Raw genomic sequence first — 21,451 nt, 5'->3', positions numbered from 1 at the left:
TCCCGCCTCGGAAGCCAGCACCTCAATTTTTCAGCGCCTGAAACTTAGCAATCGCCTCTTTCCTGCTTTCTTTCAGGTCAACAACAGGCCGCGGATACCCACCAGGAATCACACCACCGACCCAGGGTTGGTGAATTCGTTTATTGTCCAGCTTTGCAATCTCGGGAACGTATTTGCGGATGAACTCGCCATCAGGATCGAAACGTTCACTCTGCGTGGCAGGGTTGAATACCCGAAAATAGGGCGCCGCATCCGTGCCTGTAGACGCACTCCATTGCCAACCACCGTTGTTTGAGGCCAGAAAGCCGTCCACCAGTTTCGACATGAAGTAAGCCTCACCCAACCGCCAGTCGATAAACAGGTTCTTGGTCAGGAACATGGCCGTGATCATGCGCAGCCGATTGTGCATCCAGCCGGTTTGGTTTAACTGTCGCATGGCGGCGTCGACAATGGGGATGCCCGTGTTGCCAGCCTTCCAGGCTTCAAAGTTTTCGCCGGGTGTATTCCATTTCAAGGCCTCGGTCTCCGGTTTGAACGCCCGGTGCATACTAATCCTGGGGTAGTGGTAAAGGATATTGATGTAGAAATCCCGCCAGGCAATTTCATTGGTCCAGGTGACCAGGCCTTCCTGATTACCTCCCATACCCTGGTTCTGGCGGGCGGCAATCAGGCACTGTTTGCCGGAAAGCACCCCGTTGGCCAGGTAAGGGGAGAGCAGGCTGGTGCCGTCTACGGAAGGCAGGTCGCGCAGATTCTTATAGTCACCGGCGTGGTCGTCGAGGAATTGTTCCAGTTGCCGGTGGGCGGCGTCCTCGCCGGTTTCAACAAGCCGGGGTGGCGGATTGTCGAAGCTTTTGGACAGGCCCTCATAATGAGGAGGCTCAACAGTGTCACCGACGGGCTTGGGAATGGGAAAAAGGGTTGGCTGCGCCTCATCAATCCAGCTTCTCCACCGACGGGAAAACGGGGTGAACACTGAATAGGGCTCTCCCTGTTGAGTGAGGATGTTGCCAACAGGTGCTACCGTCTGGTCCCGGTATTTATTCACCGCCACGCCAATCTCATCAAGGGCGTGTTTTACAGCTTTATCACGTCGCCTTTCGTTAACCCCGTATTCCTCATTGAAATGTACATGCCGGATACTCTCGCGCCGGCAGAATTTTTCCAGTTTTTCAACGCTGTCGGCGAAAGTGGTTGCGGTTATGAAGGAGAGGGATATGCCTAATTTCGCCAGTTCTTCCGACAACGCATTGGCGTGGTCCAGCACAAACTGAACCCGTGCTGGAGACCAATCATGCTCCTGCCACTGAGTCGGGGTTACGATAAAACAGGCCTGCACCTGCTGCTGTTGCTTGCAGGCTGCCGTAAGGGCAGCGTTGTCGGCAATGCGCAGGTCATTTCGGAACCATACAAGCTGAGTCATTGAGCTTCCTGAGATTGATGGCGGATCGACAGTCACGGATGGATATTCGCTGGAACGTGCTGATTGGATTATAGTTAATGGAAGAATTTAAGGACAAAGGGCCGGAATGACGACGAGTCTGGACACACAGCGAACGATGCAGGATGGCCACTGGGCAACGCCATACACGTTGGAGCCCGGGCAGACGCAATACCACGAACTCAGCCACACCCGAATCTGGATAACCCTGCTGGATCAGGAATGGCTGATTCGCTACCAGCGTATGCCCGAAGACGACAATCAGGAACGTTGGCAGCAAAGGGTAACCCACACGCTACCCGATGCAGATCTGGAGGTTCAGCGGTTCGTTCGGCCGGACGATGGCTGCCAGGTTTGTTACCTGCCGGCGATGTCCAGCCTTGCCACGGTGATACGTCCCTACCAGCCGCTCACCATCCCCGCGGAGAGTGAGTGCACCATTTATGTTGGCACCCTGCTGTGGATGCGAATCCAGGTTGGAACCAAAGGCACTCACCTGATGGAACTGCCGCTGGCGGACCCTTCGCTGACCTGGGTGGGCAGGACCACCATGGAAGGTGAACTGTGCTATTCCGCCGCCACGTTTGCTCGCCTGGTGCTCGAGGCTGTGCCCAAACGGCCCTGGCGGGCGATTACACCGGTGCGAATTGTCAACGAACGACAGGAACCGCTTCTGCTGGAGCGGTTCAATCTGCCAACTCCGCTGCTGTCCCTGCATCGCAATGACAAGGGGCAGCTCTGGACACCGCGCGTGACGGTGACCTGCGAAACCGATATGAATTCAGCACGCCTGAAGATTGATCAGTCGCTGATTGCCGCTGCCGGCCAGTGCGAGCTTATTTCTCCGGCGCGGGAGCAAACCGCCCGTGGTGGGTTGGTACGAGCCTACGACCGTATATTTGGCTGATGTCATCGGCCAATTGCCGATTTTGAATCCGTAAATGGAGTTACCTCCTTGATTGAGCAGTTTGAAAGCAGCCTGATGCAGTTTTTTGGGGCCATCGCCTGGGGCAAGTGGATCAGCACCCTGTTCCTGATTATTCTCGGTATTGTGCTGGCCTCATTTGCCGCTCGTGGCGTTACCCGCTTCATGCAGGATCGTGCGTCACGGCACCACACGGTGATGTTGCGGCGGCTGATTTTCTACATTGTGCTGGCCATTTTCTTCGTCGCCGCGTTGCGTGAAGCCGGCTTCTCTCTCGATGTGGTGCTGGGCGCCGCCGGCATACTGACGGTTGCCATCGGTTTCGCTTCCCAGACGTCCGCCTCCAACATGATCAGCGGGCTGTTCCTGCTGGTGGAAAAACCCTTTGAAATCGGTAACTTTATTGAAGTGGAAAATACCATTGGCGAGGTGGTATCCATTGATATGCTGAGCGTGAAGTTGCGCACGCCGGACAACCTGTATGTGCGTATTCCCAATGAAACCCTGATCAAGACCCGCGTGGTCAATCGCTCACGCTTTCCCATCCGCCGCATGGACCTGACGGTGGGCATTGCCTACGCAGAGGATGTGGAGCGGGTTGAAAAGCTGCTTCTTGAACTCGCGAGACAGAACAGTGCGAGTCTGGAAGAGCCGAAGGCGTTTGTGCTGGTCACCGGATTTGGTCCATCCTCAGTGGACCTGCAGTTCTCTTTCTGGGTACCCAGCAACAAAGTGCTTGAGGGCCGCAGCCAGATGATGGTGGCCATTAAGAAAACGCTTGATGAGGAGGGGGTTGAAATACCTTTCCCCCATACGAGTATTTATGCCGGAAGCCACTCCGAGCCCTTCCGGGTAGAGCTGCTTCGGCCGGAAACCACAACCAACCAGGGAGGCCCGGATGCCGACCAGAATGGATGATGCTTCGAAAGCCGGCCCGGTGCCGGATACAGACGGAAAGCTGGCGTTGGGCTGGCGCGAGTGGGTTGCCTTGCCGGAGTTCGACATTTCCCGGATCAAGGCGAAGGTGGATACCGGTGCCCGTACCTCTTGCCTCCATACCTTTCGTACCGAACCCTACACAGAGAGCGGTCAGCGCCGGGTCCGCTTCTGGGTGCACCCGGTTCAGAACGACCTGCATCATGTGGTGGAGTGCGATGCGGCGGTTCTGGATGAACGCAACGTCTCGGACTCCGGTGGCCATAAAGAATTGCGCCTGGTGATCGAAACCCGGTTGGTGCTCGGCAACATCGAGTGGCCCATCGAAATGACATTGACCAATCGTGACTCCATGCGTTTCCGTATGCTGCTTGGTCGAACGGCAATGGCCAGGCGCGCCATTGTTCTTCCTGAATGTTCCTATCTTGCCGGCGAGCCGGCCCTAAGGACGAAATAATGAAAATTGCGATCCTGTCGCGTAACCGTCATCTCTACTCAACGCGTCGTCTGGTGGAGGAAGGTATCAATCGGGGCCATGAAGTGAAGGTGATCGATTGCCTGCACTGCTCCATGAACATCACGTCCGCGGACCCTCGCATTCACTACCACGAGGAAGTTCTGGAAGACTTTGATGTGGTGATTCCCCGTATTGGCGCGTCGGTGACCTTCTATGGGACGGCCGTGTTGCGGCAATTCGAGATGATGGGCGTTTTCCCCGTCAACGAATCCGTGGCCATTACGCGTTCACGGGACAAGCTGCGTTCATTGCAGTTGCTGGCCCGTAAGGGCGTTGGCATGCCGGTGACCGGCTTCGCCAACAAGCCGGACAACGTGCCGGAACTGCTGCAGATGGTGGGAGGTGCTCCCGTGGTTATTAAACTGCTACAGGGCACCCAAGGCATTGGCGTGGTACTGGCTGAAACCCGCAAGGCGGCGGAAAGCGTCATTGAGGCCTTCATGGGCCTGAAAGCGGACATCCTGGTGCAGGAGTTCATCAAGGAAGCCGGTGGCGCTGATATCCGCTGTTTCGTGATTGGTGATAAGGTGATTGCAGCGATGAAGCGCCAGGGTGGGGAAGGCGAGTTCCGTTCCAACCTGCACCGGGGCGGTACAGCCTCGCTCGTGAGGATAACCCCCGAAGAGCGCAAAACGGCGATCACGGCGGCAAAATCCATGGGCCTGAACGTGGCCGGTGTGGACCTGCTGCGCTCCAGCCGTGGGCCTCTGGTTATGGAAGTGAACTCGTCACCGGGCCTGGAAGGTATCGAAAATGCCACCAACAAAAACGTCGCTGGCATGATCATCAACTGGACCGAGAAGAACCAGAAGCCCTGGAAAACCCGTACCAAGGGGAGAGGCTGATATGGCTGCTCGGGCGCCGTTTGTTATCGCCGGCCACGAAGTCAAGGCGGGCACGCGACAAACCGTGGAAGTTCCGGTTGCCAAACTATACACCCACACGCCTCTGCACATACCCGTTGAAGTGGTTCATGGCCGCCGGAGTGGGCCTGTACTGATGGTCTGCGGAGCGATACACGGGGACGAAATCAACGGTGTCGAGATTGTGCGCCGCGTGCTGACCAACTCGGCCCTGCGGCATTTGCGGGGCACGCTGGTGGCAGTCCCCATCGTGAACATTTTCGGGTTTGTTCAGCGTACCCGCTACCTCCCGGATCGCCGCGATCTGAACCGCTGTTTCCCGGGCAGTGAAACCGGCTCCCTTGGCGGCCGTATTGCCTACCTGCTGCGCACACAGATCATGGAGAATGTCTCCCACATTATCGACCTGCACACGGGCGCCATACACCGGTTCAATTTGCCGCAGATTCGCGCGGAACTCAAAAACCCGGAAACCATTCGTATGGCTGAGGCCTTCGGCGCTCCTATCATCATCAATGCCAGCTTGAGGGAGGGCAGCCTTCGGGCCTATGCTGACTCTCAGGATATTCCGGTAGTAACGTTTGAGGGTGGCGAGGCCCTCCGATTTGACGACGTGGTCATTTCCAGCGGCGTTAAAGGGGTCATCCGGGTGATGCGGGAACTGGAGATGATTCCCGCCAAGAAAGGCCCCAAGGCCCCCAGGAAGCGTTCGGAAACGGCTGCGAACTCGCAATGGGTGCGTACCGATATCGATGGCATCATGCGCCCGGTTGCCAGCCTTGGCCAGAAAGTTCGTAAAGGTCAGAAGTTGGCCATGGTGGCCGACCCGTTCGGCGAGTCGGAAACCGCCGTGACATCACCCTGTTCCGGTATCGTCATCTGTGTAAACAACCTGCCACTGGTAAACGAGGGCGAGGCGATCTACCACATTGCCCGATTCGACGAGCTCAGCGAGGCGGAGAAGGCGATGGACTATTTCCGCAGCAGCTATGAAGGAGATGTGGGCGACGATGTAGTGCCCGTGCATCCCTGGGACGACCGGCAGAAATAGAAACGAGGTTGGACATGATCTGGGATCAGACCTTTATCGAACTGGCGCCCCAGCCCAGGGGCTTTCATCTGGTGACCGATGAAATCCTGGCCCAGGCGCCGGCCCTGCAAAACTGCCAGGTGGGGCTTTTGCATCTGTTTATCCAACACACCTCGGCCTCCCTGGCGATTAACGAAAACGCCGACCCGGATGTACGCGGCGATCTGGAACGCCATTTCAATGTGATGGTGCCCGAGAACGCGCCCCACTATGAGCACACCATGGAAGGCCCGGACGACATGCCGGCTCATATAAAAAGCGTTCTGGTTGGCCCGTCACTGACCATTCCAGTGAACGATGGACGCCTTGCTCTTGGCACTTGGCAGGGGATCTATCTTTGTGAACACCGGAACAACGCTGGCAGTCGCTGCGTTGTCGCGACATTGCAGGGACGGTGGTAAGTGCTTGGTGCTGAAGGTGGCTGGGTGGTTCGCCTCTGTAAACCATTCATCACGGGTGTCTGCTTGCAGGCACCCTGAACGGGAACTCAACGTATGCAAATACTCGACTCTGAAGTCGTCGCAGAAAACCTGCCCTGGAATGCGCTTGTCGACCAGTTGGAACGCGCTTTCGCTGGCGGTATCGTAACACCACCTCGCCACCATCATGCGGTTGAACGTCAGGACGGGGAGGCCACGATGCTGCTGATGCCGGCCTGGGAAGATAAGGGCAAACAGCCGGGCTATCTTGGTGTGAAGATGGTGAACGTTTTCCCCCAGAATGCGAATCATGGCATGCCCGCGATCAGCGGCGTCTACCTCCTGAGCGACGGCGCCACGGGCCAGCCCCTGGCCTGTATCGATGGCAGTGAGCTGACCCGCCGCCGCACTGCCGCGGCCTCCGCTCTGGCAGCCCGCTATCTGGCCCGTGAAGATGCTGAGACATTGGTCGTCGTGGGCACTGGCAAGCTGGCGCCAATGTTGATTGAAGCCCATGCGTCGGTACGGCCGATTCGCCGGGTTGTGGTGTACGGCCGCAATCTAAGCAAAGCGGAGGACCTGGCGCGGTCGTACTCGGGTTACAACAAAGGGCAGGCGGCGTTTGAGTCCGTCACCGCTACCGACAACCTTGCGTCGGTGGTTCCAGAGGCTGATATCGTCAGTGCGGCGACGCTCTCAACCAAACCCATGATTCAGGGTGAATGGCTGAAACCCGGAACGCATCTGGATCTGGTGGGGGCATTTCGTAAGGACATGAGGGAAACCGACAGCGAATGCGTTGCTCGTTCTGATGTCTTTGTTGACTCCTATGCAGGCGCTAAAGGCGAAGCAGGAGATCTGCACTTTGCTGTGAACGACGGCGTTTTTGACATGGAACAAATTCAGGCGGAGCTGTCTGAACTGGCAAGTGGTGCTCGTACTGGGCGCGCCGATGATGATGCCATTACGCTGTTTAAGTCCGTGGGTGTTTCGCTTGAAGATCTGGCTGCGGCGATTCTGGTCTGGGAGAACTATTCGAGTTCCAGTAAGCAGGGTAAAGCCTGATTACACGGCTTGTGTCGTGCAAAATGGGTGGATGTCCACCCATTACCCTCCTGGAAATGGGTAGAATATTACCCGCTAACGCTAAGTCTGCCCCATCCTGATTTTTAAATACTATTAAAATCAATTATTTATTTTATCTGGCCTGTTAGTTGCTCGTGTTCGTTGCTGTAAGTGTCCAACCGGAACCTGCTGGGCTCCGTTCTAGCACCCAACAAACACAACGAAACGGGAGCATTCTCTATGAAAACCCAATCCGTCATTGCCATGGCATTTGTCTCAACGTTTGCCGTGACCAGTCCCGCCATTGCACAGGACCGGTCTGATTGGCCGGATAACTTCACGGTCGGTACCGCAAGTCAGGGGGGAACCTACTTCGCGTATGGGTCAGGATGGGCAAACTTTGTGGCCGAGAATCTGGGCGTGTCCGGCGGTGCAGAAATTACCGGTGGCCCAATGCAGAATATGGCGCTGGTTCATACTGGCGATCTGAAGTTCGGCCTGACCACCATGGGGCCGGCGCAGGAATCCATCGACGGTAACAGCCCACTGGCACCGGGCATGAAAATGGACAATGTGTGCGCGATGTTTCCCATGTATGAAACGCCGTTTTCCGTCACCGCACTTTCCAGTTCCGGCATCACGTCCATCTCTGATATTCCCGACGGTGCCACCATTGGATTCGGGCCGGCCGGCTCCACATCCGACACCTATTTCCCCCGCATCATGGAAACCCTGGGCGTCAATTTTGAGCGCCGTAACGGTAGCTGGTCCGATCTGGGTGGGCAGTTGCAGGATGGCCTGATTGACGTGGTGGCCTTTGCAGCCGGCATTCCGATTCCGGCGGTCAGCCAGTTGGAAGTACAGACCGATGTGACCATCATCGGCATGACGGATGAAGAGGCGAAGAAGGTGACGGATAATTTCCCCGTATCGGAATTCACCATTCCAGCCAGCACCTACCAGTCCCTGAATGAGCCGTCCCGCGTGGTGTCCATGTGGAACTTCGCCATGGTCAACTGCGACATGCCGGAGAGCTTTGTGTATGAAATTACCAAGCTGACCATGGAGAACAACGACAAGATGGTGTCCATCCACAAGGCCGCCAAAAACTCCGTTCCGGAAAACTACACGAAGAACAACGTCCTGCAATGGCATCCCGGCGCAGCTCGTTGGTTCAACGAAAACGGTTACACGATCGAAGACAGCAAGATCAATCAGTAACCATCGTGTGTGCGGGAGAGCCACGGCGGTGGCCCTCCTGAGCAAAGCCGGCGAACAGCCGGCCCCGTTTTCCCGTGAGCAGGGTCTATCATGACTGACAAACAACACCCCGAAGAACACCCGGTGAACGACATTGGCGATGACCACGTCCTGGCCCACGATGTCGATGAAGAGCCGGTCGAGGCCAATCGCCGCCTGTTTAAAGGTGGCATGCTGAAATTTGTGACGTTGCTGGCCATCGCTTACTCGTCGTTCCATCTTTACAGCTTGAACATCGCACCGCTGGAAACCTGGTCGTTCCGGATTGTGCATATTGCGGGCGCGCTGGTGTTGGGCTTCATCCTGTTTGCCGGTGCCCGTTTTGTCTCCGCCGAAGAAGGCCCCGCACGCCATCGCTGGACAACCTGGATCGGCGCCCTGGCCATGGTGCCGGCGGTATACGCGCTGTACCAGACATTTTCGTTCCACCAGATGATTCTGGGTGGCACGCTAAGAATTCCTGTTGACCTCGAAACCTGGCACTTTGGCTGGCCGCTGTTGGCCGCCAGTGCGATCGGTATCGTGATGAGCTGGTTTCACCAGCGTGAGCGTTCCCGCTTCAGTGTGCCGGATCTGGTGCTGATTGTGTGTTCGGTGGCGGTCGCCGCCTATTTCCTGGTGGTTTATAACACCTCGATGCGCATGTCCACGGGCACCTCGTTTGCGCCGGTCGGCATTTCATTCGCCGCCATTGCCGGCACGGCCCTGATCATGGAGTTGACTCGCCGGGTGGCAGGTCTGGCTCTGGTCGTTATCGGGCTGGTGTTCCTGGTGTATGTCTTCCTTGGCCCCTATCTGCCCGGCTTCCTGGGGTATCCGGGCCTGTCGGTCCAGCGCTTTTTCAGCCAGGTGTATACCGACGCTGGTATCCTCGGCCCAACCACCGCCGTGTCGTCGACCTACATCATCCTGTTTATCGTCTTTGCTGCCTTCCTGCAGGCATCAAAGGTGGGGGATTATTTCGTGAATTTCGCCTTCGCTGCGGCGGGCCGCACCCGAGGTGGCCCGGCCAAGGTGTCGATTTTTGCCTCCGGCCTGATGGGTATGATCAACGGCACCAGCGCCGGCAACGTGGTCTCCACCGGTTCCCTGACCATTCCGCTGATGAAAAAGGTGGGCTACAGCAAACAGTCGGCAGGGGCCGTGGAAGCGGCGGCCTCAACCGGTGGGCAGATCATGCCACCGATTATGGGGGCGGGCGCCTTCATCATGGCTGAGATCACCGGTATTCCCTACACAGAAATTGCCATTGCGGCGATCATCCCGGCCATTCTTTACTTCGCCTCGGTCTATTTCATGGTGGACTTTGAGGCGGCGAAGACCGGCATGCGAGGCATGCGCGAGGATGAGCTGCCCAAGCTCAAGACCATGGTGAAACAGTGCTACCTGTTTGTGCCCATCATCATTTTGATTGTTGCTCTGTTTATGGGCTATTCGGTGATACGGGCCGGTACGCTTGCTACCGTGTCTGCCGCTGTTGTCAGTTGGTTCTCACCCAACAAAATGGGCATACGGAAGATCCTTGAGGCGCTGGAGATTGCGTCCTACATGGCCATCCAGATCATCGTGGTGTGTGCGGCGGCCGGTGTGATTGTGGGCGTGATTTCCCTGACCGGTGTTGGAGCGCGGTTCTCCGTGTTGCTGCTGGATGTGGCCGAAGCCAGCCAATTGCTGGCTCTGATCTTCGCCATGTTCATTTCCATCCTCTTGGGTATGGGTATGCCAACCACCGCCGCCTACGCGGTTGCCGCGTCAGTGGTCGCTCCGGGGCTGGTCCAGTTGGGCATTGAGCCGCTTACCGCGCATTTCTTCGTGTTCTATTTTGCGGTGGTGTCGGCCATTACCCCGCCGGTTGCCCTGGCCTCCTACGCGGCTGCCGGAATCTCGGGCGCCAATGCGATGGAAACCTCCGTGGCCTCGTTCCGCATTGGTATTGCGGCGTTCATCGTGCCCTTCATGTTTTTCTACAACGGCGCGCTACTGATGGATGCCGGCTGGTTTGATATCGCCCGCGCACTGATCACCGCTCTGTTCGGGGTGTATATGCTGTCCGGTGGTGTGCTGGGCTGGTTTGCCCGGGCCTCTGCTGGTGTGATCACTCGTCTTCTGCTGATTGGCGCGGCGCTGCTGATGATCGAAGGCGGTTTATGGACAGATCTCAGCGGTATTGCCCTGGCGGTCATTGCGTTCCTGGCGCAGCGTCAGAGCAAGCTGCGCCCGGCCAGTACCTGAACAGGGCTATACTCTAGCGGCTTTCAACGATTTTTCAGGAACCGGAGTGTATGTCCTACCGCATTATCGCGTTTCTTGTTTTTCTGGTGACTCTGGCCTGCTCATGGATGTTGGGTGGCTGGTACGGTTACCGGCAGGTTGAACAGGAGAGTGTGGAAGAGTCGTTTCGCTATCGTCAGCTTGTGGCCAATGAGCTCAACCGGTACGTGCCCATCCCCGAGTTGATGGCCGAGCATCCGCTGTTGGCCGAAGCCCTGGCATCACCGGGTGACCCAGGGACACTTTTGCGGGCTAACGACCAGATGCAGCGTATGGCGACCATCGTCGGCAGCTCGGATGTCTATCTTATGGACGCCTCCGGAACCACGATCGCGGCCAACAACTATCTGCGCAGGGACAGCTTCGTGGGCCGAAATTTTGATTTCAGACCCTATTTTCAGGACGCCATGGCAAGCGGGGATTCCGCCATTTATTTTGCCCTGGGCACCACCTCTGATGTCCGCGGACTGTATTTCTCCCATCCTGTCCGCGGTGACAGCGGCGAGATTCTGGGTGTTATCGCCATGAAAGTTCTGGTGCATGAACTGGAATCCCAGTGGCGGCGCCCCGCCTCACTGAAGGATTCGGAAATGGTGGTGTTGGACGACGCTGGCATCAGTTTCCTGTCCAGCAAGAGCGAGTGGCTGTACCGGAACTTTACCGGTGAAAAAGCCGGCGCTCCCAGTGAGCTATCCCGCCAGCGCTACCCAGATCGTGAGCTTTCACCGATTGATTTCGACAGCCTGGGGTCACCCTGGGGGCTTTCCGACAGGGCAGGGACCATGCGTATTCACAACGATGGAGAGAGCCGCGAATATCTCAGGGTGCGAACACCCCTGCCACGCCTGGACTGGACACTGCAAGTCATGGTCAGTACCCGCTCTGTTGTGTGGAGTCGGCTCGGGTTTGCAGCGGTGGGCGTGGCGATCTTCGTGGTCGGTTGCTCGCGTCGTTGTATTTGCGCGAGCGCTACCGCCGGGAGGCGGAATTGGCTTACCGGGGAGAGCAGCTCGAGCGCAGTGTTGCCAGCAGAACGGCGGAGCTTGAGCGCTCCAACCAGCAACTTCTGGATGAAATCCGCGAGCGGGAGAAAACCCGCGATGAACTCCGTGAAACCCAGCACGAGTTAATCCAGGCGGCCAAGCTGGCGGTGCTTGGCCAGATGTCTGCGGGCCTGAATCATGAAATCAATCAGCCACTGACGGCGATTCAGACCTATGCCCGCAACAGCCGCCGGTTCCTCGAGAAGGGAACGACGGAGATGGTGGATGCCAACCTTTCGGAGATCATCACCCTGTGTGACAAAATGGCGGAGCTTACCCGTCAGTTCAAGGTGTTCGCCCGAAAATCGGAAGGGCCACCGGCACTGGTTGATTTGCGACAATCGGTCGACGGCGCCCTGAAGATAATGGCGGCGCAGGAGAGCCGATCCGATATCTCCATTCAATGGCACCGCCCGGAACAACCAGTGCAGTGCCATGGAGATCTGATCCGGATCGAACAGGTTATGGTGAACCTGGTGGCAAACGCCATTCAGGCCGTCGAAGGCAGAGAGCAGCCGGAGATCACCATTGATGTGGAAGAAGATGACGGGCATTGGTATTGCCTTGTGCGGGATAATGGTTCGGGCCTGCCGGGCAGTACGGAGCGGATCTTCGAACCTTTTTTCACCACCAAATCGGTGAAGCAGGGGCTGGGGCTGGGCCTTTCAATATCCCGGCAGATCGTGGATGCGCTTGGCGGCAGTCTGACGGGGCGTAACCGGAGCGACGGACCGGGCGCGGAGTTTGTTTTAGCACTCAGAAAGCGGGAGGCCACTGAATGACAGAGGCGTCGGTAATTTTTGTGGACGATGACCCGCATATCCGCAAGGCCATCGCGCAGACCCTTACGTTAGAAGATCTATCCGTTGCCTGTTTCGAGGATGCACGATCTGGCCTTGAAAACATTACGCAGGACTACGAGGGCGTGGTGCTATGTGACTACAACATGCCGGGGATGGATGGCCTGGAAATGCTCGACAGGATTCGCGCCAAGGATGACACCATCCCGGTGATTATCCTGACCGGGCAGGGCGATATCAGCACGGCCGTCACCGCTATGCAGCAAGGCGCCTACGATTTTATCGAAAAGCCTTTTGATCACGATGAACTCCTGGAGCTGCTTCGCCACGCCCTGGAAAAACGTCACCTGGCACTGGAAAACCGGCGGCTGAAAGCCCAACTGAAGCACCTGGCCCGGCCTGGCCCCAGGATTCTGGGGGATTCAGCCGGTATGCAGAAAGTGATGGCAACCATCGATCCGGTACTGGATATCTCCGCCAATATCCTGTTGCACGGCGAAACCGGTTCGGGGAAGGATGCCTTGGCCCGCTATATCCATGAGAACAGCCCCCGAAGCTCCCACAATTTCGTTGCCATCAACTGTGGCGCGGTGCCCGAAAACCTGATCGAGAGCGAGCTTTTCGGCCACGAAGCGGGTGCCTTTACCGGTGCGGACAAACGCCGCATCGGTAAAATCGAGTACGCTCACAAGGGCACCCTGTTTCTGGATGAACTGGAAAGCATGCCCATGGCCCTGCAGGTCAAGTTGCTGAGAGTGCTGGAAGAACAACGTGTTGAGCGCCTGGGCAGCAACCAGGTACAGGATGTGGATGTCCGCATCATCGCTGCCACCAAGGCCGACCTGAAGCAGCTCAGCGACGAGGGCGAGTTCCGGGCCGACCTGTACTATCGGCTGAACGTGGTGAAGCTGGATATTCCGCCACTGCGCGAGCGCAAGGATGACATTCCCGTGCTGTTCCACCATTTCGTGCTGATTGCGGCCGCCCGCTACGACCGCGAGAGCATACCCCTGGACGCCAGCCAGGCCGCGCGTCTGATGCAGCATAGCTGGCCGGGGAACGTGCGGGAGCTGAGAAACCTGGCCGAACGCTACGTTTTGCTGGGGCCGGTCGCATTGGACGAAAACGACTCCTCCGTCACCACCAATGTGTCCGGGCGCCAGACGCTGTCCGAGATGATGGACGACTTTGAACGGTCAGCGGTCGTCAGCGCGCTCAATGCCTGTCATGGCAGCATCAAGGACACCATGGTCCAGCTAGGCATTGCCCGCAAGACGCTGTATGACAAGATGAAGAAGTACGGGCTGGACAAAGCGCAGTTCCGGGATTGAGCCTGAAGGCGTTGCGTCAGGCGTGATACCGCCTTTCCGGCCGTCCAACGCTGCCGTAGGTGACTTCCGCGGTCAGCTCCCCCCGGCCCACGAGAAACTCAAGATAGCGCCGTGCCGTGGTCCGGGATGCCCCCATGGCATGGCCGACTTCCTCGGCGCTCCATTGGCCGGATGAAACCACCTCGCGAATTTTATCCAGCGTGATGCTATCGATGCCCTTGGGCAGCCTGTCTGTGTGCACGGGCTGACCGGCTTCGCTTGACCCTCTGGGCAGGAGGGCATCGACTTCTTTCTGGGCGATTTGCACTAGGCCGGACAGTTGCCGCAAGTGGTCCCGGTAACGGTTGACGGCTTCCTCAAGGCGTTCGAAAACCAGGGGCTTGAGAATGTAGTCGAAGACGCCGCCGCGCAGGGCGCTTTTGAGCGGTTCCACTTCCTTGGCAGCGGTGATAAGAATTACGTCACTGCTGCTATCCCGTGCCCGGAGTTCGCGCAGCAGATCCAGCCCATTGCCATCGGGAAAATAGATATCCAGCAGGATCAGATGTGGCGCCATAACGTCAATAAGGTCGCGGGCATCCCCCAGGCTGTGGGCAATGCCGCAAAGCTCCACGTTCTGGAGTCGCTCGACAAACCGCCGCTGGATTTCGGCGATCTGCCGGTCGTCCTCAACAATCAGGATTCGAAGGGTATTCAATGACGGTCACTCCCCTGACTGGTTTTCGGAAGGTAAAGGGTGAATCGCGAGCCCACACCCGGTAGGTTCTCCACCATGATGGATCCCCCCCAGCGATTCAGGAACTGACGCACCAGGTGCAGGCCATAACCGTGTTCTTCAGCGCCTTGCTTGGTGGTCACGCCTTTCTCGAAGATCTTCTGTTGAGAGTCTTCGGGGATACCGGGCCCCTGGTCTTCCACTTCAAAGATCAGTTCATGCCCCAAGTCTGTCATGGATAGCTGAACCCGTCCTCCTTCGCCGGTTTGATGGCGGGTGGCCTCGAGGGCATTGTCGATGAGGTTGCCGAGGACACTCACCAGCTGATCCCGCGGCATGTCGGCGGGTATGTCCACCATGCGGCTTTCGGCATCAATCTGTAGGCCCAGCCCCATCTCCCGGGCGCGGTTGTACTTGCCCATAAGGCAACCGGCGATAACGGGATCGGGAACGGCCTCCAGAAGCAGGTGAATCAGCGCCTGATGATCACTGACTTCGCTGCCGATCAGATTCAGCGCGTCGTCATAGGCTTCAATCTGGATCAGTCCTGCGATGGTATGGAGCTTGTTCGAGTATTCGTGAGTCTGGCTTCGCAAGGTATCTGCGTATTGTTGTATGCGAGTCAGTTGCCGACTGACCTGATCCACCTCGTCCTTCAGCCTGAAACTGGCCACAACACCGGTAATCTCCGCGCCCTGGCGGACGGGCAGGCGGTTGACAATCATCTGTCGGTTGCGCAGCCAGACCTCCCGATCAAAGTCCGGCGTGCCGGACTCGAGTACCGACAGCAGGTCACTTTCGGGAAGAACGTCAAGAATGGGGCGACCGGAAAGTGGCGTGTCGGGATCAATGCCAAGGGTTTCCAGGGCCGTGCGGTTGAAGGTCGTGATCACACCGTCGCGGTTGACGGCGATGATGCCTTCCCTGACGGACTGTAAGGTGGCGTCCCGCTCCTGGAACAGGCGTGCGATTTCCTCGGGTTCCAGGCCGAATATGGCGCGCTTGAACCGGCTGGCGATCACCATGGCGATGAGTATGCTGACCAGCAGGGTCAGGCCAACCACGGTATACAGTACGAAGCTGTAGCGCTTGATGGTGGCATCCACCTGATCGACCCCGTATCCCACGGAGACAATTCCGATAATCTCGCCGGTCTCCGGCTCGATCACGGGTGCCTTGCCACGCATGGATTCGCCTAGGCTGCCTGCGGCCCTTGCCACATAGGCCTTGCCCTCAACCAGGGCACGCCGGCCCTGGTCGCCATCGTCGTCGGCCATGGAATGCCCGATGCGATCAGCAGAGGGATGCGCCAGGCGCATGCCCTGGTGGTCACCAATCACAATGAACAAAGCCTCGTTGGTGCGGGTCAGTCGGCTTGCCAGCCGGTTCAGTCCCTCAATATCACGCTGGCGCACGCCCTCGATCACCGAGGGAGCTGCCGCGACGGTCTTCGATACCATCAGCGCCCGTTGTCCGATCTCATCGAACAGGGAGTCGCTGAGGTAATAGCCGGCAAACACGCCAATGAGAATCGTCTGTACGGCGCTGACGAATCCGAGCGTGAGGATCATTCGGGTTTTCAGTTTGGTTTTTCGGAACACGTTGTCAGCAATGATTGGTTTGTTGTCGTTATGGGGTCAGGTTAAAACACCCGCTTTATGATTGCCCGTGAATTTTATGAACGAAACGTCCTTTAGTTTCTTTAAAGGCATTACGCGCACAAACTTCTGGCCCCATTGGTGAATCTTTAACCTCTGTTATGTAGCGCTTCACGTTGGCCCTGAACCTGGGCCCGTACCCTGGAAGCGATCACAAAAACAAGACAGAGGTGACAATCATGACTCTCAAACGAAGCTTGTCGTTTATCGCGGCAGCGGCTTTCAGCCTTAATGCCATGGCATGGCAACCCTCCGGAAAAGTGGAATGCATCGCCCCGTCAGACCCGGGTGGCGGCTGGGACTTTACCTGTCGCAGCGCTGGTAATGTGATGCGGGACCTTGGCCTGGTTGAGGGCACTGTGCAGACCATCAACATGGCAGGTGCTGGCGGCGGCGTTGCCTATGCTCACACGGTCAGCAAACGTGCGGAAGATGACAAGCTGATCGTTGCCGCATCAACGGCAACCACCACCCGTCTCGCCCAGAAACAGTTCCCCGGGCTGGACGCCGATATGGTGACCTGGGTCGGCGCACTGGGCGCGGATTACGGCGTCATTGCCGTAGGCAAGGACTCGCAGTATGAGAACCTGAATCAACTGCTCGATGCCATCAAACAGAACCCGAAATCGGTCAAGTTCGCCGGTGGCAGTGCCCGTGGAGGCTGGGATCACCTGAAGGTCCTGATCACCGCGAAGGCTGCCGGCGCCGATAAACTGCCCGCCATTCCGTACCTTTCTTACAACAACGGCGGTGAGGCCATGACCCAGGTGGTCGGCGGCCAGGTCGACGCCTTCACCGGTGATATTTCCGAAGTCACCGGCTTCCTGTCGTCGGGCGACCTTCGCGTTCTGGCCGTGCTGGCTGACGAACGACTGCCGGGTGAATTTGCCGATATTCCGACCGCAAAAGAGCAGGGCGTTGATGCCGTTGGCCCGAACTGGCGCGGTTTTTACATGCCCCAGGGCGCTTCCAGTGAGTCCAAGGCGTTTTGGGTTGAGGCTGTCGATACCCTGTATGCCAGTGAGCAGTGGAAAAAGGTGATGAAGGCCAATGGCCTCATTCCGTTCCACCCGCCTGCAGATGAGTTCGACAGCTTTGTCAAACAACAGGTACAGGACATCGAGAACCTGTCCCGCGAAATAGGACTGCTGAAATGACAGGCCTGGGTGATCGACTTCTTGGCCTGGGCCTGTTGGTTCTGGCAGTGGCCTACGGCTGGGTTGCACAGCAGTGGCCCGAGCCGTTTGGCGGCGCTGAAACCGTTGGGCCGGAAACATTTCCTACCATCCTTGCTGTGGTTCTGGTCGCTGGCAGCATCTATCTCATGGTCAAGCCGGACCCCGACGCCCAGTGGCCGCTGGGTCGGTCCGCATTGGAGCTGGTGGTGTCGCTGGTCGTGCTGGTGGTCTACGCGATGCTGCTCGAGCCCCTGGGGTTTGTCATCTCGACAACCCTGGCGGTTGGCACCCTTAGCTGGCGCATGGGCGCGCCCGCCAGGAATGCCTTTTTAACAGGCCTGATCAGCGCCGTGGTGGTGTTCGTCCTGTTCAACTATGGCCTGGCGTTGAGTTTGCCTGCCGGCATCCTGGAGGTGAACTGATGGAAACGCTCGGTTTTCTGATGGACGGCTTTGCGGTCGCCCTGACGCCGTACAACCTGATGTTTGCGCTCTTCGGCGCTTTTGTGGGCACCCTGATTGGTTGTTTGCCCGGCCTGGGGCCGGCAAACGGTGTGGCGATTCTCATCCCGTTGGCGTTCACCCTTGGCTTGCCGCCGGAAACCGCGATGATCCTGCTGACGTCGGTTTACGCAGGTGCGATGTATGGCGGTCGTATTTCCTCCATCCTGCTCAACATTCCTGGTGACGAACCGGCGATGATGACCTGCCTGGATGGCTACCCCATGGCCCAAAAGGGACGGGCTGCGGATGCACTGGCGATCTCGGCCATTGCGTCCTTTGCGGGTGGGCTGATCGGCACCATAGGGCTAATCATGCTTGCCCCGGTGCTGGCAAGGTTTGCCTTGAGTTTCGGCCCGGCGGAGTATTTCGCGCTGTTCCTGCTGGCCTTCGCCACCCTGGGTGGTATTACCGGCAAGAACCCGATGAAGACGGTCATCGCCGCTACTCTGGGGATCATGATCTCCACCGTGGGCATCGATATTTCCACCGGCACCCAGCGCTACACCTTCGGTGTGCTGGAGTTGTACGAGGGGATCGATTTCATCCTCGCAATTGTTGGTCTGTTCGCCATTTCGGAGTTGTTGTTCTTCGTTGAGTCGCGCATGGGTGGCGGACGCAAGAAGATGAACGTGGGCAAGCTGACGCTGACCTTCAAGGAGTTGGTCTCCACGGTTCCCACTCAGTTGCGTGGCGGCGTGCTTGGATTTATTTCCGGCGTGCTGCCGGGCGCCGGTGCGTCCCTGGGCAGTTTTATCAGTTACACCCTCGAAAAGAGCGTGATCGGAAAGAAGGGCAGGTTCGGCGAGGGCGATATCCGGGGTGTGGTGGCACCTGAGGCGGGCAACAATGGTGCCTCATCGGGCGCGCTTGTACCCATGTTGACCCTGGGGGTGCCTGGTAGCGGTACCACTGCGGTGCTGTTGGCGATGCTGATTTCATTGAACATCACGCCAGGCCCGCTGATGTTTACCCAGAACGCGGATATTGTCTGGGGTGTGATTGCCGCTCTGCTGATTGGCAACGTGCTTCTGCTGGTTCTCAACATACCGCTGGTCGGCTTCTTTGTGCGCCTGCTGTCGGTGCCTCCCATGTACCTGCTGCCGATTGTGACCATGGTTGCGTTTGTGGGCATCTATTCCATCAGCAACAGCGCCTTCGACCTGTATTTCATGGTGGCGTTTGGCGTGGCGGGTTATTTCCTGCGCAAACTGGAAATTCCGGTGGTGCCGATTATTCTCGGGCTATTGCTCGGACCGGAGATGGAGAAGAACCTGGGGCATGCCCTGGTGTTGTCAGACGGCGACTGGAGCATTCTGTGGGAAAGCACCCTGGCCAAGAGCTTCTGGCTGGTTGCCGCTCTGAGCCTGGTGTTGCCTTATGTGGTGGGTCCGGTGCTGCGTCGCCGCATGAATGCGGCCATGAAGGAAAGCCCGACCAGCGACTGAGCCGGTTCCCGGTTGCTAACCTACGCTTTGCCGCACCGGATGACCGGTGCGGCTTTTTTGTGTGCGGGTTAGAGGTTCGCTTCCGCGTACTCCGCCAGAACAGAGCGCGGGACGCCCTGCAGGTGAATGTGTCCACCATGGCTGAAGCTCTTGAAGCGCTCGGTCATATAGGTCAGGCCTGAACTCAGGGCACTAAGATAGGGGGTGTCGATCTGGGCCAGGTTGCCCAGGCAGATCACCTTGGAGCCGTTGCCGGCACGGGTGATGATGGTCTTGATCTGGTGTGGCGTGAGATTCTGGGACTCATCAATGATGATCAGGCTGTGCTGGAAGCTGCGGCCACGAATGTAGTTCATCGACTTGAAATGAAGCGGCACCTTGCTGAGGATGTAGTCCACGCTGGCGGTCATGTTCTCATCGTCTTCGTGAAGAGCTTCGAGGTTGTCCACGATGGCGCCCAGCCAGGGCTCCATTTTCTCCGCCTCGGTGCCGGGGAGGAAGCCAATGTCTTCGTCCAGGCCCTGGGTGCTGCGGGTGGCAATGATGCGTTTGTACAGCTTGCTGGCAACCGTCATTTCAATGCAGGCCGCCAGGGCCAGGATGGTTTTGCCAGAGCCGGCGGAACCGGTCAGGTTCACCAGGTGGATATCCGGGTCCAGCAGCAGGTTCAGGGCAATGGCCTGGTAAATATCCCGTGGCACCAGGCCCCAGACTTCCTCGTGCATCAGGTCGTGCTGGTGCAGATCCCGAATGACTATCTTGTCTTCGCCGACATCAGACACCTTGCCGACAAACCCCTGTTCATCAATCACGAACTCGTTGATGGTCAGCTTGGCCAGGTCGCCTTCACGACGAAGGATGTGTTCGGTAATACCCTCCCGCTGAATGGTTTCGACTTTCTCGATCGTGTCCCAGAACGAGTTCGGGAACTCTTTGTACCCTTTCGGCAGCAGGTCGATATCGTCCAGCAGCATGTCGTTGTGGTAGTCCTGGGCCTCCACGCCGAAGCCCCGGGCCTTCAGTCGCATGTTGATGTCCTTGCTGACAAGGATGATGTCCCGCGACTTGTGGCGGGTTTGCAGGGCCGCCAGGGTATTGATGATCTTGTTGTCGTTCAGGTGCTCGGGCAGGCCATGGTTGCCCTGGTAGTCCGTGCTCATCAGTATCGATAACGCGCCGAGCGGTTCTGCCTTCTTGCCGCGCACGATGGGAACGCCTTTCTCGATTTCTCCGGGGCTTGCGTCACCCAGCAACTTGTCGATGTTGCGGATGGCCTGACGGCAGTCGGCGGCAACGGCCTGTTTACCGGATTTGAGACTGTCGAGTTCTTCGAGGACCGTCATCGGGATGATGACGTCGTGTTCTTCAAAGTTCAGGAGGGCGTTCGGGTCGTGGATGAGGACGTTGGTGTCGAGGACATACATCTTTCTGCGAGCCTGCGATGCTCTTGGCATAGGGTGTGATACCTCTCTGGTCAGCCGTTCCCGGCACAGCGGTTGGTGAGCTCCTGGTCGGAGATCAGTTTGAGCATGTCATACGTGGTCACAATACCGGTGATCTTGTCGTCCTTGGTGATGAAAATCCGGTGCAGGTGTTCACGCATCATAATATCGGCAATGTCGCGCACCGGCGTTTGCTCGTCAACCGATAAAACGATAGGGGTCATGATGTCACGCACTTCCACCGGCACCTTGCCCATTTCCTCAAAAATGGCCATGCGCAGGCGACGGGCTTCCTGTTCTTCTTCCGGGGTCATGCGGGCATCGGATTCGGAACGGCTGGCGTTCCAGCGGAATTCGGTGATGTCCTTCAGCGTGGCAATGCCGACGATCTCGCCCGTTTCGTCGGTAACGGGGCTGCCGGTGATTTCGTTGTCGGTGAGGAACCTGGCCAGACGGTCCATCGTCCAGGATTGGGGTACGGCCTTGATGCTCGGGGTCATGATCTCGTAGGCGAGAACGGTCATTGACGAATCGGCTCCGTTAGCAGGT

At 57.8% G+C, this 21,451-nt stretch carries 20 protein-coding genes; 15 read left to right on the top strand and 5 right to left on the bottom strand.

What is annotated here, in order from left to right; translation table 11 throughout:
- Positions 1-22: 22 nt before the first annotated feature.
- Positions 23-1,423 carry a deoxyribodipyrimidine photo-lyase gene (phrB, locus tag MDG893_RS13895; protein ID WP_007154438.1) on the bottom strand — a complete coding sequence of 467 codons (1,401 nt, stop codon included), beginning with the start codon at positions 1,421-1,423 and terminating at the stop codon, positions 23-25.
- Positions 1,424-1,529: 106 nt separating this feature from the next.
- On the opposite strand from phrB, the gene MDG893_RS13890 reads away from it, so the two are divergent.
- The 12 genes from MDG893_RS13890 to MDG893_RS13840 all read left to right on the top strand — a co-directional run bounded on the left by MDG893_RS13890 (position 1,530) and on the right by MDG893_RS13840 (position 13,961).
- On the top strand, positions 1,530-2,348 hold the full coding sequence (locus tag MDG893_RS13890) for a hypothetical protein (RefSeq protein WP_040474623.1): 819 nt from the start codon (positions 1,530-1,532) through the stop codon (positions 2,346-2,348).
- 75 nt (positions 2,349-2,423) lie between these two features.
- Complete coding sequence (locus tag MDG893_RS13885) at positions 2,424-3,284, top strand: mechanosensitive ion channel family protein (protein ID WP_040474626.1); 861 nt, start codon at positions 2,424-2,426, stop codon at positions 3,282-3,284.
- Positions 3,277-3,759 (top strand): ATP-dependent zinc protease family protein, encoded by a 483-nt coding sequence (locus MDG893_RS13880; protein ID WP_007154435.1) that lies wholly within the window; start codon positions 3,277-3,279, stop codon positions 3,757-3,759. The genes MDG893_RS13885 and MDG893_RS13880 overlap by 8 nt, the downstream gene beginning before the upstream one ends.
- Complete coding sequence (gene rimK / locus MDG893_RS13875; RefSeq protein ID WP_007154434.1) at positions 3,759-4,664, top strand: 30S ribosomal protein S6--L-glutamate ligase; 906 nt, start codon at positions 3,759-3,761, stop codon at positions 4,662-4,664. Before MDG893_RS13880 ends, rimK begins: the two co-directional genes overlap by 1 nt.
- A gap of 1 nt (position 4,665) precedes the next feature.
- Positions 4,666-5,733, top strand: coding sequence for a succinylglutamate desuccinylase/aspartoacylase family protein (locus MDG893_RS13870; RefSeq protein ID WP_007154433.1), 1,068 nt, complete (start codon positions 4,666-4,668; stop codon positions 5,731-5,733).
- Between the two features lie 14 nt (positions 5,734-5,747).
- Positions 5,748-6,173, top strand: coding sequence for a secondary thiamine-phosphate synthase enzyme YjbQ (locus MDG893_RS13865; RefSeq protein WP_007154432.1), 426 nt, complete (start codon positions 5,748-5,750; stop codon positions 6,171-6,173).
- Positions 6,174-6,266: 93 nt separating this feature from the next.
- Positions 6,267-7,256 carry a bifunctional Delta(1)-pyrroline-2-carboxylate/Delta(1)-piperideine-2-carboxylate reductase gene (gene lhpI / locus MDG893_RS13860; protein WP_007154431.1) on the top strand — a complete coding sequence of 330 codons (990 nt, stop codon included), beginning with the start codon at positions 6,267-6,269 and terminating at the stop codon, positions 7,254-7,256.
- 240 nt (positions 7,257-7,496) lie between these two features.
- The gene (locus MDG893_RS13855) at positions 7,497-8,477 is read left to right on the top strand and encodes a TAXI family TRAP transporter solute-binding subunit (RefSeq protein WP_007154430.1); all 981 of its coding nucleotides are present in this window, start codon (positions 7,497-7,499) and stop codon (positions 8,475-8,477) included.
- Positions 8,478-8,567: 90 nt separating this feature from the next.
- Entirely contained in the window at positions 8,568-10,748 is a 2,181-nt protein-coding gene (locus MDG893_RS13850) for a TRAP transporter permease (RefSeq protein WP_007154429.1), read from the top strand.
- Positions 10,749-10,798: 50 nt separating this feature from the next.
- Positions 10,799-11,917 carry a cache domain-containing protein gene (locus tag MDG893_RS21360; protein ID WP_007154428.1) on the top strand — a complete coding sequence of 373 codons (1,119 nt, stop codon included), beginning with the start codon at positions 10,799-10,801 and terminating at the stop codon, positions 11,915-11,917.
- A 32-nt stretch (positions 11,918-11,949) separates the two neighbouring features.
- Positions 11,950-12,612, top strand: a complete 663-nt coding sequence (locus MDG893_RS21355) for a sensor histidine kinase (RefSeq protein ID WP_007154427.1) — start codon at positions 11,950-11,952, stop codon at positions 12,610-12,612.
- Positions 12,609-13,961 (top strand): sigma-54-dependent transcriptional regulator, encoded by a 1,353-nt coding sequence (locus MDG893_RS13840; RefSeq protein ID WP_007154426.1) that lies wholly within the window; start codon positions 12,609-12,611, stop codon positions 13,959-13,961. The genes MDG893_RS21355 and MDG893_RS13840 overlap by 4 nt, the downstream gene beginning before the upstream one ends.
- A 16-nt stretch (positions 13,962-13,977) precedes the next feature.
- Here MDG893_RS13840 and MDG893_RS13835 read toward each other — a convergent pair whose 3' ends face one another.
- Positions 13,978-14,658: a response regulator gene (locus tag MDG893_RS13835; RefSeq protein ID WP_007154425.1), complete on the bottom strand. Its 681-nt coding sequence runs from the start codon at positions 14,656-14,658 to the stop codon at positions 13,978-13,980.
- Positions 14,655-16,247: an ATP-binding protein gene (locus MDG893_RS13830; protein WP_007154424.1), complete on the bottom strand. Its 1,593-nt coding sequence runs from the start codon at positions 16,245-16,247 to the stop codon at positions 14,655-14,657. Before MDG893_RS13830 ends, MDG893_RS13835 begins: the two co-directional genes overlap by 4 nt.
- A gap of 266 nt (positions 16,248-16,513) precedes the next feature.
- Between MDG893_RS13830 and MDG893_RS13825 the strand changes: the two genes are divergently transcribed.
- Genes MDG893_RS13825 through MDG893_RS13815 form a run of 3 tightly spaced genes read left to right on the top strand, consistent with a single transcriptional unit; the run spans position 16,514 to position 19,460 of the window.
- Positions 16,514-17,491 carry a Bug family tripartite tricarboxylate transporter substrate binding protein gene (locus MDG893_RS13825; RefSeq protein WP_040474620.1) on the top strand — a complete coding sequence of 326 codons (978 nt, stop codon included), beginning with the start codon at positions 16,514-16,516 and terminating at the stop codon, positions 17,489-17,491.
- Positions 17,488-17,934 (top strand): tripartite tricarboxylate transporter TctB family protein, encoded by a 447-nt coding sequence (locus MDG893_RS13820; protein ID WP_007154422.1) that lies wholly within the window; start codon positions 17,488-17,490, stop codon positions 17,932-17,934. Before MDG893_RS13825 ends, MDG893_RS13820 begins: the two co-directional genes overlap by 4 nt.
- Positions 17,934-19,460, top strand: a complete 1,527-nt coding sequence (locus tag MDG893_RS13815; RefSeq protein WP_007154421.1) for a tripartite tricarboxylate transporter permease — start codon at positions 17,934-17,936, stop codon at positions 19,458-19,460. Before MDG893_RS13820 ends, MDG893_RS13815 begins: the two co-directional genes overlap by 1 nt.
- Positions 19,461-19,528: 68 nt before the next feature.
- On the opposite strand, the gene MDG893_RS13810 is transcribed toward MDG893_RS13815, so the two are convergent.
- The gene (locus MDG893_RS13810) at positions 19,529-20,914 is read right to left on the bottom strand and encodes a PhoH family protein (RefSeq protein WP_040474619.1); all 1,386 of its coding nucleotides are present in this window, start codon (positions 20,912-20,914) and stop codon (positions 19,529-19,531) included.
- A 20-nt stretch (positions 20,915-20,934) separates the two neighbouring features.
- Positions 20,935-21,426 (bottom strand): CBS domain-containing protein, encoded by a 492-nt coding sequence (locus MDG893_RS13805; protein ID WP_007154419.1) that lies wholly within the window; start codon positions 21,424-21,426, stop codon positions 20,935-20,937.
- Positions 21,427-21,451: the final 25 nt, after the last annotated feature.

Source organism: Marinobacter algicola DG893 (genome assembly GCF_000170835.1).
GTDB classification, from domain to species: Bacteria; Pseudomonadota; Gammaproteobacteria; order Pseudomonadales; family Oleiphilaceae; genus Marinobacter; species Marinobacter algicola.
The sequence above is the reverse complement of the archived record's forward strand: the minus strand, read 5'-3'. Positions and strand labels throughout refer to the sequence as shown.

Coding starts and splice junctions, on each gene's coding strand:
- phrB (WP_007154438.1), bottom strand. CDS start 1,423: ATGACTCAGCTTGTATGGTTCCGAAATGACCTGCGCATTGCCGACAAC.
- MDG893_RS13890 (WP_040474623.1), top strand. CDS start 1,530: ATGACGACGAGTCTGGACACACAGCGAACGATGCAGGATGGCCACTGG.
- MDG893_RS13885 (WP_040474626.1), top strand. CDS start 2,424: ATGCAGTTTTTTGGGGCCATCGCCTGGGGCAAGTGGATCAGCACCCTG.
- MDG893_RS13880 (WP_007154435.1), top strand. CDS start 3,277: ATGGATGATGCTTCGAAAGCCGGCCCGGTGCCGGATACAGACGGAAAG.
- rimK (WP_007154434.1), top strand. CDS start 3,759: ATGAAAATTGCGATCCTGTCGCGTAACCGTCATCTCTACTCAACGCGT.
- MDG893_RS13870 (WP_007154433.1), top strand. CDS start 4,666: ATGGCTGCTCGGGCGCCGTTTGTTATCGCCGGCCACGAAGTCAAGGCG.
- MDG893_RS13865 (WP_007154432.1), top strand. CDS start 5,748: ATGATCTGGGATCAGACCTTTATCGAACTGGCGCCCCAGCCCAGGGGC.
- lhpI (WP_007154431.1), top strand. CDS start 6,267: ATGCAAATACTCGACTCTGAAGTCGTCGCAGAAAACCTGCCCTGGAAT.
- MDG893_RS13855 (WP_007154430.1), top strand. CDS start 7,497: ATGAAAACCCAATCCGTCATTGCCATGGCATTTGTCTCAACGTTTGCC.
- MDG893_RS13850 (WP_007154429.1), top strand. CDS start 8,568: ATGACTGACAAACAACACCCCGAAGAACACCCGGTGAACGACATTGGC.
- MDG893_RS21360 (WP_007154428.1), top strand. CDS start 10,799: ATGTCCTACCGCATTATCGCGTTTCTTGTTTTTCTGGTGACTCTGGCC.
- MDG893_RS21355 (WP_007154427.1), top strand. CDS start 11,950: ATGTCTGCGGGCCTGAATCATGAAATCAATCAGCCACTGACGGCGATT.
- MDG893_RS13840 (WP_007154426.1), top strand. CDS start 12,609: ATGACAGAGGCGTCGGTAATTTTTGTGGACGATGACCCGCATATCCGC.
- MDG893_RS13830 (WP_007154424.1), bottom strand. CDS start 16,247: ATGATCCTCACGCTCGGATTCGTCAGCGCCGTACAGACGATTCTCATT.
- MDG893_RS13825 (WP_040474620.1), top strand. CDS start 16,514: ATGACTCTCAAACGAAGCTTGTCGTTTATCGCGGCAGCGGCTTTCAGC.
- MDG893_RS13820 (WP_007154422.1), top strand. CDS start 17,488: ATGACAGGCCTGGGTGATCGACTTCTTGGCCTGGGCCTGTTGGTTCTG.
- MDG893_RS13815 (WP_007154421.1), top strand. CDS start 17,934: ATGGAAACGCTCGGTTTTCTGATGGACGGCTTTGCGGTCGCCCTGACG.
- MDG893_RS13810 (WP_040474619.1), bottom strand. CDS start 20,914: ATGCCAAGAGCATCGCAGGCTCGCAGAAAGATGTATGTCCTCGACACC.
- MDG893_RS13805 (WP_007154419.1), bottom strand. CDS start 21,426: ATGACCGTTCTCGCCTACGAGATCATGACCCCGAGCATCAAGGCCGTA.